This window comes from Pedococcus sp. 5OH_020 (assembly GCF_027812955.1).
Taxonomy (GTDB): Bacteria; Actinomycetota; Actinomycetes; order Actinomycetales; family Dermatophilaceae; genus Pedococcus.
Window position 1 is genome coordinate 1 of the sequence record NZ_JAPYZV010000007.1, and the last position, 13756, is coordinate 13756.

Sequence of the window (13756 nt, forward strand, 5' to 3'; positions counted from 1 at the left end):
GGCGCCCGCCGGCCCAGGGCGGTCAGGAACCGGGAGGCGATGCCGTCGAGCTGGCGCACGTGCCCGAACGTGAACGCCCGCAGGAACGAGCCCAGCGTCGAGGGGGCGTACGCGTGGTCGAAGACCCGGCCCATCCCGCCGTGCCGCAACAGGCCCATGTCCTCGATGCTGTCCGCGCCGGCGAGCATCCCGGCGACCAGCGAGACGACCTTCAACCCGGCGTTGGCGCCCTTGTCCGTCGGCACGCTCAACCGCTCCCGCGCCAGCTCAGCCAGCCCGGCCAAGTCCGCCAGGGCGAGCATCGGGACCAGCCCGGCCGAGGCGACCAGGTTCGGGTCGTCGAAGACCGCCGTGGTCCCGCTGTGCGTGTGAGAGAGTTGCACCTCAGAGATGCCCTTCCGGGTGGGTCGATTGGGACTGTCGCAAGAACCAATCTCCCAGCACGGCGGGGCATCTCGTTGTTACGGCGCGCTCAACACCTCAGGCCCATCGGTGGATCGAGGCTTAGCGAGCGCGAACTAGTCGCTGTTCCCGTGCGCCAACGAGTTGAGTCCATGGGCGCGCGTTCGCCTTCGGAAGTACTGCACCGAAGTACTGCAACGGGTGGTCGAACGGGCATCTGCAACTGCCGGTTCACGCCTCGCGCCACGCACGGACGGCCCGTTTCGACGACCTCGCGCCGAGTTTGCAAGCAGGGGGTTAGGGGTTCGAGTCCCCTTGGCTCCACCGCAGGTCAGAGGCCCTTCCGCTGGCGGGGAGGGCTACTGTCGGCTTCGGACCCAGGAAGCACCGCAGCGCGTGTCCTGGATTTAGCCCGCTCAGGGCAGCGAATCCTCTCCTCGCCAACCCGGGGGCTGTTCGTGCAGCAAGGGCCCTTCGCCCGCAGCAGCACGGTGCGACGAACTCGCGATCTGGCTGCTAGAGCACAACGCTTGCCATGGCGAAAGTCCGCCGCCGGCATAGGACTCCGTAGGTGCCAGGTGATGGCGATCGGCCGCTCTCCACGGTGCTGGACGTAGTCCGCCTCGCCGAGGAACAGGTAGGGCGCCCCAGTGCCGAGCGCGGAGACCTTGTTCGGCCGAGTGAAGAGGAGGATGTGGCTGCCGTTGGCACGGTGCTTGAGGTAGCGCTGACCGGTTTTTGAGGCGACCGTCGTTCCTGACTGGGACTCCCAATGAAACAGATCGGGACTTATCGCGTAGTCCTGGTACATGGTGGTCGGCGAGTAGTCGGCCTCGGACTTGTGCAGAGTCACGAGGAAGGCATCGGCGTTGGCCGCGGCTGAGAAGAGAACCCCTTCGCGGAAGCTGTTGGGCTTGCGTCCGTCGATGGAGACGTAGTCCAGTGCAGCGACGATCTCTTCCCGTGTGTACCGGGCGTGGACCCTCAGTGGCCGCATGCCCAGCTGACCAGGCAGCGGGGTGGCGACCCGCTCGGCCTCCCGCAGACCGAGCCCCACCACAGCTCTCAGGTCCTGCCGCAGAGCGGGCTCATCGCGCAGCGCGCCGAGCGCCGCGCCGTACGACTCGAACCCACCCCCATCCGGCCACAGCGAAAAGAACAACATCCGTGCGTACGCCTGAAGGACAGGGTTGGCTTTGCCATAGCTCGGTGCGTCATCGTGGAGCCAGGTCAGGTACGCGTCCGCGCGCTCGCGGTCGTCGACGTGGCACAGCGCGCGGACACGTTTCAGAAGCCGCGCCTCGAGGGGGCCCTCTTCAGCCACCTCGAGACCGGCCTCACGGCGAAGACGAGCCCAGGAGCGATCGCCGCGGATTACGTCGGCCAGCTCCACGCCGGAGTCGCCGAGGAAGGTGCCGAGGTCATCGGTCGGGTGGGCTCTCAGCTCCGACGTGATGTTGGGCCAGCGCTTGGTGATCTGACTCTTGATGTTCTCCAGGACCAGCTTCTGGCTCTGGCGGTCGAGAACAATCTGGCTACCAGCGGGAAGGAACGGGAAGCCCTGCTCGATGTCGCGCTCGAGCGCTGCACGGGTGCTGCCTGTCATCGCACGGAACCGTTGGTCGAAGCGGAACTCCTTGCGATGGTGGCCGACGAAGTCAAGCGCGGTGAGGACCGCCTTGTCCTTCGCACGACGAAGCCCTCGTCCAAGTTGCTGCAGGAACACGGTGGAGCTCTCCGTGGGCCGGAGGAAAAGCACGGTGTTGATGGCCGGTACGTCGACACCTTCGTTGAACACGTCGACCGTGAACACCACCTGTACGGCGCCATCTCGGAGGTCCTGCACCGCGGCGTCGCGGTCGCTCGACGCAGTGTTGCCGAGCACTGTCGCCGCTTTGATCCCGGCCTCGTTGAAGACCTTGGTCATGTACCGCGCATGGTCGCGGGAGACACAGAACCCCAACGCCTTCATGGCCGTGAGATCGGCGACCTTGTCACGAACAGCCTTGAGGACGATCCGCGCTCGAGCGTCATTCCCAGTGAATAGATTCGACAGCTCGCCCGTGTCGTAGGCGCCGGCTTTCCAGTCGAGGCGTGTCAGGTCCATACCGTCCGCCACGGCGAAGTAATGGAACGGTATGAGCAGGTCCGCCTTGAGGGCATCCCAGAGGCGCAGCTCGGCCGCAGTGCGGCCATCAAAGAAGGACCGCACGTCCAGGCCGTCACCGCGTTCGGGAGTGGCCGTAAGACCAAGGAGTTCCCTCGGGTTGAGGTGACCGAGGATGCGTCGGTAAGTCTTCGCCTCTGCGTGGTGGAACTCGTCGATGACGACGACTCGGTAGGCCCCGGCGGGGATGTTGGTGATGCCATAGCTGGACAGTGACTGGACCGAAGCGAAGACATGCGCCCAGCGCTCGGGGCGACGACCGTCCACGTAGAGCTCGCCGAAGCTGGCGTCACCAAGGACCTCGCGATAAGTGCGCATGGACTGCTGGAGGATCTCGCGCCGGCGTGCGATGAAGAGCAGCCCCGGGAGCGTTGGGGCCTCGGCAGCCAGGCGCCGGTAGTCGAGGGCAGCGACGACCGTCTTTCCCGTGCCAGTCGCGGCGACCAAGAGGTTTCGGTGACGGCCGTGAACGACGCGCTCGACCTCGAGCTGGTCGAGCATCTCCTGTTGGTACGGGTAGGCGCGGACTTCGAGGCCCGAGAGTGTGAGGGTCGCCCTGTCATGAAGGCGCTTGCCGGCTGCTTCGGCCAGCGCATCATCCAACTTGTCGCGATCGGCGTTGGGGTCGTAGCACTCGAACGTGGCGTCGTTCCAGTAACTGTCGAACGTGGCGAGGAACTTCTGCAGCAAGGGCGGCGTGGACACGGACGACAAGCGCACGTTCCACTCGACGCCATCCAGCATCGCGGCACGCGAGAGGTTGCTGGAGCCCACGTACGCCGTGTCGAAGCCGGTGTTGCGTCGGAAGAGCCAGGCTTTGGCGTGCAGTCTCGTTCGTTGGGCGTCGTACTGCACCTTAACTTGAGCTCCGAAGTCCCTCACCAGTCGATCGAGGGCGGCCCGCTCAGTCGCCCCCATGTAGGTCGTGGTGATCACACGGAGAGGGACGCCACGCTCTCGTAGCGCCTTCAGCCGGTCGTCAAAGAGGCGCAGGCCGTACCACTTGACGAACGCCATGATGACATCGACCTGGTCAGCACTCGTCAGCTCAGCGCGAATCTCGTGGCCAATTCCTGGCTCACCCGGGGCATTGGTAAGCAGAGCGGCCTCCGAGAGCGGTGTAGACGGACGCTCGTCAAGCACACGGACCAGGGTGCCCGGGGCGGACGGCATCGCAAGGGCGAGGAGTTGGCGTGCGGCCGACAGGGAATCCTCAGAAGCCCCCAGCGTCTCAACGATCCGGTTGACCAGGGCCAACCGTCGCTCAGCGTCCCTCTCCTGGCGTAGGGCCCGCAGGGTGACATCACGGACATGCCTTGCGAGGACATCCGGCTCGTCGGCCTCGTCGATCGCTCCCCTGTGGACGACCAAGGTCGAGATATCCGCCAGACGCTTCTCCAGGGCACGCGTAATCAGGCTTTCGTATATCCCCTCAAGCAGGGTTCCGTCCCCGTTTGTCACGCTGGCAGCCTGCCAGGTGCGCCTGACACATGCGCCGCTTTCGAGCGTTGCGCACTCTCGGTGTGGCGAGGCCTAGGGTGGCGATCGTGTCCGGCATGCACTTCGAGCGGATGGCGCGTGAGTATGCCGGATCGCGTCCGCCATACCCCGATGCCCTCTTCGCCGCCCTGCGAGCAGCGGGCGTGGCCGGCCCAGGGCTCCGGGTCCTCGAGGTCGGCGCTGGCGATGGGCTCGCCACGAGAGAGCTGCTCCGCCTAGGCAGCGGCGTGGTCGCTCTCGAGCCCGGCCAGCAGCTCGCAGACCTGCTGGCAGCTGCCAACCCGGGTGCGGAAGTCGTCCACGCGCGACTCGAAGACGCGATCCTGCCGGACACCACCTTCGACTCGGTCGTCGCGGCCACCTCGCTCCACTGGGTCGACCTCTCCGTCGGCCTGCCCAAGCTTCACGCCGCGCTGCGACCTCACGGGTGGCTCGCCGTCTGGCGGACGATCTTCGGCGACGACTCTGTCGAGACGAAGTTCCGCCGAAGGGTCACGGAGATCGTCGCGGCGCGGCAACAACAGGACCAAGAGCCCAAGAGGGAAGAGCGTCCCACGATGGAGGAGCTCGCCGCCGGGGGCTGGTTCGATCCGGTGGGCACCCAGCACTGGCGGTGGTCGATATACCTGAGCACAGACCAGGTCCGCCGGCTCTTTCGGACCTTTCAGTAACTGGGACAGCACCGAGGTCGAGGCCGCAGCAGCCGCAGTCGACGACGTCGGTGGCCAGGTCACCGAGCACTACCAGACCGTCCTGCACCTCCTTCGCCGCATCGCCCGGTAGCCAACCGCCTCCCGCCGACCGCTGGCTACCGTGCGTCCAGAGCGGGCGGCGGGAGGGTCACCCCGAACCCTGCAACGGCCAGGCGCAGCAACACTTGCCCCGGGGCCAGGAGGTCGGCGATGCGGGCGGCACTCAGCACCTCGAGCTCCGCCAGCCGCGCGGCATACGGCTCTGGGCCGGCAAGCCGAGCCCCCTGCAGCTCCATGGTGTTGTGCCACACCTTCTGTCTCGCCTCCCGCAGGAACCGTCTGGACGACAGCCGGTTCAATGGTTGCAGCACGCGGTCGAGCAGGGTGCGTCCGGCAACGGCCCCCAGCTCCTCGTCCTCGGCGGCCACGCGGCCGGACAGGATCCCGTCGATCCGTTCGTGGTCGCGACGCCGGCGACCGACGACCACCGGGTTGTCGAAGTCGACGTCCCTGATCACCGCCAGTAACGCCTGCGGCAGGTCGTAGTTGATGTGCGCGTTGATCCCGAGCAGCACGTGTCGCAGAGCCGGTAGCTCCAGAGGCGCGTCGAAGGCCAGCCGCCACGGCCGGGGCACCGACGGGCTGCCGGCGAGGTCGAGGTCGAGCGCGGCGAGGTAGAGGTCGGCGAAGACGACGTCCCACTGCTCCACCCAGTGGGGGTCCTCGAACTGCGCGTCGGAGATGGCCTTGCCCACGGCCGCCGTGGTCCGGCGGTACGTCTCGAGGAAGAGCCGCTGTGAGGTCCGTTCGGGTGGCATCCGGTCGAGCCGGTCCGCCATGGCGCCGAGCACCGTGTCGAGGCCGCGGTCCGAGGGCGTCGGCGCAGACCCAGGCGAGCTGGTGGACATCCGGAACTCCTCACGAGCGCGGTCCCTGCGGGACTATTCTCGGACTCGGCCGGGCGGTTGTCAGGCAGTTGCCGGGCGCGTCCACCGGCCGGGAAGCCAGGTACGCCGTGCTGACCCGCCACAGTCCTCGCGAGTTCGACGCCGTTGCGCTGGGCCGGCTCGAGACCGACGCGTGGGCCGGGTACTACCGTCGTGAGTGGCTTCGCGCGCTCCGGGCGTTCGTGGGGATGGTGCGGGAGGGCTTCGGGCTGGGACCGTGGTTCACCCTCGTCGGCGCCTGGCACGTGCTCCGCGCGAACCAGGCGTGGGCGCCGTTCCCGCGGAACGACCCGGATGCGGCCCGGGCCTCGATGCGCCGGTTCTATGCCTTGGTCGTCGCGCACTCGGACCTGCGCCTTGACCCGACCCGCGCTGCGGAGCTCGAGGTCGAGTGGTGGCGGCTTCACCGGGCACGCCAACACGACTCCTCCGTCTCCCGCGCAGACCTCGAGCAGGCCCTCGTCGACCTCTACGCCTATGTCTACGGCACGGCACCGAGCCTCATGGCCGAGGCCGCCCGCTGCCGCGCCGAAGCCATGGACCTCTCCGACGCCTGGGTCGCCGCCGGCTGCGACCCCGCCGACCCCCTCCTCGCAGCGGAGCGGCGGGCGCTCGTCGCCTCGTACGCCGCTCTGCTCGACGCGGTGTCCAGGAGCCCGGTATGACCCCCGCTGTCTCCGCCAACGACTCCACCCCCGAAGGCACCGCCCCGGAAGGCATCAGCCACGACGACCGGCTGCTCGGGACGACGAGGCTCCTGTCCGCGTTCATCGCCCCGTTCCTGCTCGTGGCCTTCGTGATCCTCTACGGGTTCCCCGGCGAGACGAAGCGCTTGTGGTCGTGGACCATCCAGTCTCACCTGACCTCCATGCTGCTGGCCTCCGCGTACCTCGGCGGGTGCTACTTCTTCGTCCGGGTCGTCTTCGTGGAGCGGCACTGGGCCGCCGTCCGCGCAGGGTTCGTGGCGGTCACCATCTTCGCGAGCCTGCTCGGGGTCGCGACGATCGTGCACTGGGACCGCTTCAGCCACGGCAACGTCGCCTTCTGGATCTGGACGGCCCTCTACTTCACGGCCCCGTTCCTCGTCGCTGCGTCCTGGGTCACGAACCAGCGGTATGCGGCGCCACCGGGCGCAGCGCAGGCGCGGGTCCCGGCCGGTGCTCGCTGGGCGGTGGCCGGGGTGAGTGGGCTGGCTCTCGTGACCGGCGTCGTGCTCTTCCTGACCCCGGTGTGGGCCGCACGACTGTGGCCCTGGACGCTGACGCCGCTCACGGCGCGAGTGGTGGGCGCGACGTTCTGCCTCGGCAGTGCGGGGCTCGTGGTGCTGGTCGACGACCGCCTCGAAGCGGTACGGCTGATGAACGAGGTCCAGCTCGTCGTGTTCGCGCTGATCCTTCTCGGGGCCGTGCGGTCGCGACACGAGCTCATCGGCGACCGCCCGCTCACCTGGGTCATGGGGGTCGCCTTCGTCGCCCTGTTCGTCGTCTCGGCCGCGGTCCCGTTCGCGACGGCCCGGTCGCGCGGACCCGGACGGCCCCTTGCTCCCCTGCCGAGCAAGGAGTAGGTCAGCGACAGCCGTTCGTCAGTCTGTCCGCCGTGGTCGGCTGCCGCGCGAGTAGGTCAGCTGCAGGAAGGCCGGGAACCTTCCGCTGCCCACAAGTCGCCTGACTGGACCTTTGGCCTGCGCCGCAGCCACCTCGGCACCCACCAGGCGAGGCTCCGTCGCGGCGTACTCCCGCCCCTTCCAGGTCACCGTCGCGCCGCCTGCAGCGAGGACGTTGCGCGCCCAGTTGGTCGTGGTCCCCCACGGCAGACCGATGAGCATGGTGTCCGAGGAGCCGGTAGGGATGATGGCTACGGGGACGGCGTACTCCTTTCCCGACCTGCGCCCGCGGTGATGCACCACGGCCCAGATCGGGAACCAGCGCCGCCCGGCCAGCAGCCTGGCCACCGGCTCACTGGCGCGGACCGCCCACGCAGGGGGACCCGTGGCCGCGCTCTTCTTGGTGTCATTCACCCACCAAGGATGCGCCAATTCACCACGTAATGAAAGGGTGGAGGGGTGTCTTACGGAGCCAGCAGGGCGAACGGGACCCGGCAGCTCACCCCCACTGTGTTGAGCCGCTCCACCAGGGGCCGGCCGTCGACCACCGGCAGGTGCATCGGCCTCGGCCTGCCTGCCGCGAGGGACTGTGCGTACCCGTCGCGGGCCGCGACCAGCCGCTGCCAGTCGGCGAGCCACCGCTCTACCGGACGGTCCGAGGCGAGCCGCTCGGCCCCCAGCTGCTCCATCGTCGCGACCAGCTCGGTCACGGCGTCGTTCTGGGCGTTGATCGCCCCGACCCGCTGCGAGATCGGAGCAGTGGTGCCCACGGCGGCCTCGGACGCGGTGTCACGCATCCGGGCGCAGGCGGCTGCCGCCGTGCGGGTGATGACCGACTGCTCGAGGACGTCCGGGTCGTCGGTGTGCGCGAAGCTCCACAGCTTGGTCAGAGCCACGGACACGAGCACGATTGCGAGGACCACCGAGAGGCGGGCGAGCCAGCCTCTGACCCTCTCCCCGGTCACGGCCGACCTCCGCGCGTGTTACGGGCTCAGCGCGGCATGCCGCTCTCCGCCATGGCCTTCAGTTTGGTCATGGCGTCCAGCGTCTGGTTCGGCAGCTGGCGTTTGATCAGGGGCGAGAACACCTTGCCGACCCCCTTGGTGGCGATGTCGATCGTGTGCGTCAGGGTCGTCCCGACCCCGTCGGACGCCGCCACGAAGTCGACCGTCACGTCCATCATCTTGTCCGAGAACTTCATCGCGAAGTGCCGGGCCGGTTCCCGGGCCACGATCTCGCCGTCCATCGTCCCGGTGCGGCGGCTGTCGTGGTAGTGGTACGTGAGCTTCGTCCCCACCTCGTTGGGCCCCGAGTCGAGCTTGTCGATGCCCGTGCAGCGCGAGAGCCACTGAGGCGTCTTGGTGAAGTCGTCCATGATGGCGAAGACCTCCTGCGGAGGCGCGCTGACCGAGAGCGTGTGCGAGAAGTGCGGCATGGCGTGCTCCGAACGGCAGAGGTATGAGGTGGACTCACGCTACTGCGTCTGCGCGCCCCCGAGATCGGCCGCGAACAACCGCATGACCTCAGCAATGACCTCAGCCATGACCCCGGCTGTGACCCTGCTGCTACGGCGACGGCGGTAGCTCGGCCTCGGCGTGCAGGCTCGGCGGGCTCGGAAGGGGCCGTCGTGGCTCGCGGACCCCGGCAGTGCCGCCGCCGTCGCTGCCACCCTCGCTGGGAAACACCCACACCAGCTTGCGGCGCCGGGCGCGACCGTGCCGGTACACCGCGTAGAGCGTGAGGTCCTGACCGTGCCCCGAGCCGTGCACCTCGCGCCGCAAGGTCGGCAGAGCGAGGACGACCGCATCGCCGGGCGTGGAGGCGCGGACGTGGACTGCCCGCCCTCGCGCGTGGCCGGTCCGGTCCTGGGCGACGAGCTCGAAGCGTGGCATGTGCCAAGAGTGCGTCTCAGACACCGTGCTGCACAAGCACTCTCGGCAGTCCGGTGGTCGAGGTCGAGAGCCGGTGCGGGACGGCCGAACGGCTCGGTCAGTCGACCCGGATCCGTGCGGGGCCGGCGACCGTGCGACCGATGACCGGATAGCCAGGTAGCTCGCCCACTACGAGGAGGCCGCCGCTGGTCTGCGCGTCGGCCAGCATGAGCAGCGTGTCCTCGGTGGCCGAACCGTCGAGGTGCGGCCGCACCCAGTCCAGGTTCCGCCGGGTGCCACCACTGACATACCCAGCCCGCTGCGCCTCCCGCGCCCCCTCCAACAGCGGCACCGAGGCCGCGTCGAGCTCGGCCCCGACGCCGGAGGCCCGGAGCAGCTTGTAGAGGTGCCCCAGCAGCCCGAAGCCCGTGACGTCCGTGGCCGCCCGTGCCCCTGCCGCCAGCGCGGCATCGCGAGCGCGGTCGTTGAGCGTCGTCATGGACGCGATCGCCTGCGGGGACACCTCGCCGGTCGCCTTGTGCCGGTTGTTCAGCATGCCGACGCCGATCGGCTTGGTGAGGGTGATCGGCGCCCCAGCCTCGGCGGAGTCGTTCCGCAGGAGCTGGTTCGGGTCCGCGAGGCCGGTGACCGCCATCCCGTACTTGGGCTCCGGGTCGTCGATGCTGTGACCACCGGCCACCGCACACCCGGCCTGGGTGGCGACGTCCAGGCCGCCGCGCAGCACCTCACGCAGGAGCTCCAAGGGCAGCACCGAGCGGGGCCAGCCGACCAGGTTCAGGGCCAGCACCGGCCGACCGCCCATGGCATAGACGTCGGACAGCGCGTTGGCGGCCACGATGCGACCGAAGTCGTAGGCGTCGTCGACCACCGGGGTGAAGAAGTCGGCCGTGCTCACCACCGCGGTCCGGTCGTCGAGGCGCAGCACGGCGGCGTCGTCCCCGTCGTCGAGGCCCACGAGCAGCCCCTCGTGGCTGTCGCCCACGAGGCCTCGAACCACCTCCTCGAGTTCCCCGGGCGGGATCTTGCAGGCACACCCGCCGCCGGCGGCATACTGCGTCAGCCTCACGGCCAGGCTCTGAGCGGTCACGGTGCCTACGCTAACCTCACCACCGCACGAGCACCCCTGGAGGACGTATGCCGCAGCCGCCGCCCACGGAGGCGCGCCGGCTGGTGCCCCGGACAGACGTCGTGCTGGCGGATCCTGCTGTGGTGGCTGCCATCTCACGGTGGGGTCGCGACACGGTGCGCACCGCCGTGGTGACGGCCCAGGACCGCGTCCGGCGCGGCGAGCTCGCTCCGGACGCGGTGGTCGAGGCCACGCTCGCGGCCCTACCGGTCCGCCCCACCTCGCTCACTCCCGTGCTGAACGCCACGGGCGTCGTCATCCACACGAACCTCGGCCGCGCGCCCCTGTCGCCGGCCGCAGTGGAGGCCATGACGCTGGCCGCCGGGACCGTCGACGTCGAGTTCGACCTCGCCACCGGCCAGCGGTCGCGGCGCGGTCGTGGCACCCTCGCCGCCCTCCTCGCTGCGGTGCCGCAGGCCGAGGCCGCCCTGGTCGTCAACAACGGTGCCGCCGCGCTGGTGCTGGCAACCACCGCGCTGGCCGCAGGACGGGACGTCGTCGTCAGCCGCGGCGAGATGGTGGAGATCGGCGACGGCTTCCGCCTGCCAGAGCTCATCCAGAGCGCCGGCGCCAGGCTGCGCGAGGTCGGCACGACGAACCGCACGACGCTCGCCGACTACGAAGCGGCCATCGGCCCCGAGACGGGATGCGTCCTCAAGGTCCACCCCAGCAACTTCCGGGTCGAGGGGTTCACGTCGTCGGTGGGCGTCGCGGCGCTCGCAACGCTCGGCACGCCCCTGGTCCACGACATCGGCAGTGGCCTCCTCCAGCCGCATCCGCTCCTGCCCGAGGAGCCGGACGCCGCCCGCTCCCTGGCCGAAGGGGCCTCGGTCGTCACCGCCAGCGGCGACAAGCTCCTGGGCGGGCCGCAGGCTGGGCTGGTCCTCGGGCGGGCCGACATCGTGGAGACGTTGCGCCGCCACCCGCTGGCCCGGGCCCTGCGCGTCGACAAGACGACCCTTGCCGCCCTCGAGGCCACCCTGCGAGGTCCCGCCCCGCCGGTGCGGCAGGCGCTCGAAGCCGACCCGCAGGTCCTACGGTCGCGCTGCGAGGCCCTGGTGGCGGCCCTTCCGGCGGACCTGCGCGCCGAGACCGTTCCAGCGGAGGGAGTGGTCGGTGGCGGTGGCGCGCCCGGGCTGGCCCTGCCCGGGTGGGCGGTCGCCCTTCCCGAGCCGTACGCCGCGCGCCTCCGGTCGCTGGACCACCCCGTCGTCGCGCGCCTCGAGCGGGGACACTGCCTGGTGGACCTACGGTGCATCGCGGCGGAGGCGGACGGCGCGGTGCTGGACGCCATCCTCTCCGCCAGGGGGTGATCGTCAGGCTCCGATGGGTTGGGCCGTGATCGTCAGGCCGGCCTCAGGCTGTGATCGTGCCGCCCTCGAAGGTGCAGGTGAGCTGCCCGTCCGCGGTCGCCACGGTGTCCGTGAGCGGGAACCCGTACTGGCCGGTGGAGCCTCCGGCGAGCTTCCACTGGGTCAGCACCGCACCGTAGACCCGCTTCGGCGCAGGCGTCGTCGAGGTCAGGGCCCACAGCTCCCCACGCTGGAAGAACTGCGCCGTCCCCCGCGTGACGCTGTGGCTGGCACCCGTGGGATACCCGAGTACGCCACCTTCGCGGCCGGCTGCCACCCACCGTGCGTACATGGGTGCGAAGACGGCCTGCGTGGGGACGGGTCCCCCACAGATCGCTCCGTTCTGGAAAGGCTGGATCCAGCCGCTGTTCACGGCCGCCTTCTGCGGTCCGGTGGGGTAGCCGAGAGGCCCGCGCTCGCGGGACAGCTGTTTCCACGTGGCGTAGCTCTGGCCCACCACGAGCTGTGTCGACGTGACGCTGCTGTCTGCAATGGCACCCTTCTGGAACAGCTGGTACCAGCCGCCCTGGGTGCTCGTCGCGTACGCGCCGACGGGATAGCCGAGGACCCCGCGCTCGCGCCCGTTGGCCTTCCACAGCGTCCAGCGATAGCCCCACACCACCTGCGTGGTCGTGCTGGCGGAGTCGGTGATGGCGCCCTTCTCGAAGATCTGCATCCAGCCGGAGTCGGTGAGACCGCGCACGGTGGCCGCGGTCGGGTAGCCGAGACGCCCGGTCGGGCCGCCGTTCGCGGCGTAGATCGTGCGCATCCACTCGGTGACGGGGACAGCGCCATACGTGGACGTGTAGTAGATGACCCCACCCTGGTAGGCGACGTAGCGTCCCCGCCCGTCACCGATGGCCCGCACCGGCCCGCGAGAGGCCTTGAGGTACGACCCCTGCTCGCCCATCGCGTGGTACTTCCGGGTGATCGGCTCCCACTTCGGCAGGCACGGCGCGCTGTGCTCGCTGGTGCGGTTGTCCGACAGGGAGGTCGTCGTGCAGTTGGCCCAGTGGTACGGCGCGACGCAACTGACGACCCGGCAGTGGACCCCTCCGCTGCACTTGACCTGAGTGTTGCACTGGCCGTAACGGAAGGCGTTGCAGCAGACCCGCCGCTGGTCGCACGTGGCGGTGGAGCCGGAACCGCACGAGCAGCTCCAGCACCTGCTGTCACAGATGCCGTCACTGCAGCCCGAGGTGCACTTCGAGCAGGAGGCGTTGCAGTCGACGATGTAGCGGTACCCGCTGCCGCACCAGGAGGAGTCGGCCGCCTTCCACCACCCTGCCGAGAAGCTGCCTGGCGGGCAGGCGTTGACACCGTTGTTGATCGTGCAGCAGAAGACGGTCCAGCCGCTGCTCGCCGTGTTGCCCGGTCCGCAGATCGTCGCGTACGCCGGCACTGGCCGCAGCACGTACTCCTTGGGTTTGGTGACGAGCGCGGCCGCCGCCACGGTGGTCCCGACGAGCAGGTCGCGCCGTCTCACCGGACGCAGACGGCGTGACAGCGACCCGATGAGCCCGGCGACCCCGCCGGGCCCCTCGATGACGTCGTCCAGCGTGCTCATGGCCGTCCTCCCTGGCGGACGAGGGTGTCTCGGTCGGTGATGTGCACGGTCTTGATCAGCTGAGCCGCCCGTGGCACCGAGGCCATCCGGCGGGCATGGCTGCCCAGCACCGTGAACAGACAGAAGGCACGCCCGCCGGAGGAGAAGAAGTGCTGGGCGGCACTCATGCCCGGCAGCGGCCGCTGCAGCCGGTTCGGGGCGAACTGGGAGGGCGCAAGCCGCGGCATGCCCTGCCGTTCGAAGAGCCCCTGGTCGGCGACCTCCGGGCCGTAGTCCACCAGCGCGACGAAGATGTCGTCGGGCCCGAGGAGGTCCACGACTCCCGTGCCGAAGTCGCCCCGCGCGGCGGGCATCGTCCGGGTGCAGGCGTGCAGCACCGGACGGGTGACGTCCTGAAGGGTCATCGAGCGTGCGGAAGGCTCGAGCGGTTCGGCTCCCGGACGTCGCGTGACGGCGACCTGCCAGCCACGCGGCGGAGCAGCCTTGATTCCGTAGTCGTCTGCCATGC

13 protein-coding genes and 1 pseudogene are annotated in these 13756 nt (G+C 69.5%); 4 read left to right on the top strand and 10 right to left on the bottom strand.

Annotation, left to right across the window (positions count from 1 at the left end; translation table 11 throughout):
- Positions 1-383: pseudogene (locus PHA84_RS13615) on the bottom strand (IS1380 family transposase); the annotation flags it as partial.
- 350 nt (positions 384-733) lie between these two features.
- The gene (locus PHA84_RS13620; protein ID WP_270888945.1) at positions 734-4009 is read right to left on the bottom strand and encodes a DUF3427 domain-containing protein; all 3276 of its coding nucleotides are present in this window, start codon (positions 4007-4009) and stop codon (positions 734-736) included.
- 116 nt (positions 4010-4125) lie between these two features.
- On the opposite strand from PHA84_RS13620, the gene PHA84_RS13625 reads away from it, so the two are divergent.
- Positions 4126-4740 (top strand): class I SAM-dependent methyltransferase, encoded by a 615-nt coding sequence (locus PHA84_RS13625; RefSeq protein ID WP_270888946.1) that lies wholly within the window; start codon positions 4126-4128, stop codon positions 4738-4740.
- 137 nt (positions 4741-4877) lie between these two features.
- On the opposite strand, the gene PHA84_RS13630 is transcribed toward PHA84_RS13625, so the two are convergent.
- Complete coding sequence (locus tag PHA84_RS13630; protein WP_270888668.1) at positions 4878-5669, bottom strand: DUF5995 family protein; 792 nt, start codon at positions 5667-5669, stop codon at positions 4878-4880.
- A gap of 107 nt (positions 5670-5776) precedes the next feature.
- On the opposite strand from PHA84_RS13630, the gene PHA84_RS13635 reads away from it, so the two are divergent.
- Together PHA84_RS13635 and PHA84_RS13640 are read left to right on the top strand one after the other, a co-directional pair.
- Positions 5777-6373 carry a hypothetical protein gene (locus PHA84_RS13635; RefSeq protein ID WP_270888669.1) on the top strand — a complete coding sequence of 199 codons (597 nt, stop codon included), beginning with the start codon at positions 5777-5779 and terminating at the stop codon, positions 6371-6373.
- Positions 6370-7272 carry a hypothetical protein gene (locus tag PHA84_RS13640; protein ID WP_270888670.1) on the top strand — a complete coding sequence of 301 codons (903 nt, stop codon included), beginning with the start codon at positions 6370-6372 and terminating at the stop codon, positions 7270-7272. The genes PHA84_RS13635 and PHA84_RS13640 overlap by 4 nt, the downstream gene beginning before the upstream one ends.
- Positions 7273-7290: 18 nt before the next feature.
- On the opposite strand, the gene PHA84_RS13645 is transcribed toward PHA84_RS13640, so the two are convergent.
- The 5 genes from PHA84_RS13645 to selD all read right to left on the bottom strand — a co-directional run bounded on the left by PHA84_RS13645 (position 7291) and on the right by selD (position 10290).
- Complete coding sequence (locus PHA84_RS13645) at positions 7291-7725, bottom strand: nitroreductase family deazaflavin-dependent oxidoreductase (protein WP_270888671.1); 435 nt, start codon at positions 7723-7725, stop codon at positions 7291-7293.
- A gap of 50 nt (positions 7726-7775) precedes the next feature.
- Positions 7776-8276, bottom strand: a complete 501-nt coding sequence (locus PHA84_RS13650; RefSeq protein ID WP_270888672.1) for a hypothetical protein — start codon at positions 8274-8276, stop codon at positions 7776-7778.
- A gap of 26 nt (positions 8277-8302) precedes the next feature.
- Positions 8303-8746 carry an SRPBCC family protein gene (locus PHA84_RS13655; protein WP_270888673.1) on the bottom strand — a complete coding sequence of 148 codons (444 nt, stop codon included), beginning with the start codon at positions 8744-8746 and terminating at the stop codon, positions 8303-8305.
- 130 nt (positions 8747-8876) lie between these two features.
- Positions 8877-9203, bottom strand: a complete 327-nt coding sequence (locus tag PHA84_RS13660; RefSeq protein ID WP_270888674.1) for a hypothetical protein — start codon at positions 9201-9203, stop codon at positions 8877-8879.
- 97 nt (positions 9204-9300) lie between these two features.
- On the bottom strand, positions 9301-10290 hold the full coding sequence (selD, locus tag PHA84_RS13665; protein WP_270888675.1) for a selenide, water dikinase SelD: 990 nt from the start codon (positions 10288-10290) through the stop codon (positions 9301-9303).
- Between the two features lie 47 nt (positions 10291-10337).
- Between selD and selA the strand changes: the two genes are divergently transcribed.
- On the top strand, positions 10338-11642 hold the full coding sequence (gene selA / locus PHA84_RS13670) for an L-seryl-tRNA(Sec) selenium transferase (protein ID WP_270888676.1): 1305 nt from the start codon (positions 10338-10340) through the stop codon (positions 11640-11642).
- Positions 11643-11685: 43 nt separating this feature from the next.
- Here selA and PHA84_RS13675 read toward each other — a convergent pair whose 3' ends face one another.
- Together PHA84_RS13675 and PHA84_RS13680 are read right to left on the bottom strand one after the other, a co-directional pair.
- The gene (locus PHA84_RS13675) at positions 11686-13248 is read right to left on the bottom strand and encodes an LGFP repeat-containing protein (RefSeq protein ID WP_270888677.1); all 1563 of its coding nucleotides are present in this window, start codon (positions 13246-13248) and stop codon (positions 11686-11688) included.
- Positions 13245-13754, bottom strand: coding sequence for a hypothetical protein (locus tag PHA84_RS13680; RefSeq protein ID WP_270888678.1), 510 nt, complete (start codon positions 13752-13754; stop codon positions 13245-13247). Before PHA84_RS13680 ends, PHA84_RS13675 begins: the two co-directional genes overlap by 4 nt.
- Positions 13755-13756: the final 2 nt, after the last annotated feature.

What these genes read in the sequence shown, in the direction of transcription:
- PHA84_RS13625 (WP_270888946.1), top strand. Translation starts at nt 4,126, where the DNA reads ATGCACTTCGAGCGGATGGCGCGTGAGTATGCCGGATCGCGTCCGCCA.
- PHA84_RS13630 (WP_270888668.1), bottom strand. Translation starts at nt 5,669, where the DNA reads ATGTCCACCAGCTCGCCTGGGTCTGCGCCGACGCCCTCGGACCGCGGC.
- PHA84_RS13640 (WP_270888670.1), top strand. Translation starts at nt 6,370, where the DNA reads ATGACCCCCGCTGTCTCCGCCAACGACTCCACCCCCGAAGGCACCGCC.
- PHA84_RS13655 (WP_270888673.1), bottom strand. Translation starts at nt 8,746, where the DNA reads ATGCCGCACTTCTCGCACACGCTCTCGGTCAGCGCGCCTCCGCAGGAG.
- PHA84_RS13660 (WP_270888674.1), bottom strand. Translation starts at nt 9,203, where the DNA reads ATGCCACGCTTCGAGCTCGTCGCCCAGGACCGGACCGGCCACGCGCGA.
- selA (WP_270888676.1), top strand. Translation starts at nt 10,338, where the DNA reads ATGCCGCAGCCGCCGCCCACGGAGGCGCGCCGGCTGGTGCCCCGGACA.
- PHA84_RS13675 (WP_270888677.1), bottom strand. Translation starts at nt 13,248, where the DNA reads ATGAGCACGCTGGACGACGTCATCGAGGGGCCCGGCGGGGTCGCCGGG.
- PHA84_RS13680 (WP_270888678.1), bottom strand. Translation starts at nt 13,754, where the DNA reads ATGGCAGACGACTACGGAATCAAGGCTGCTCCGCCGCGTGGCTGGCAG.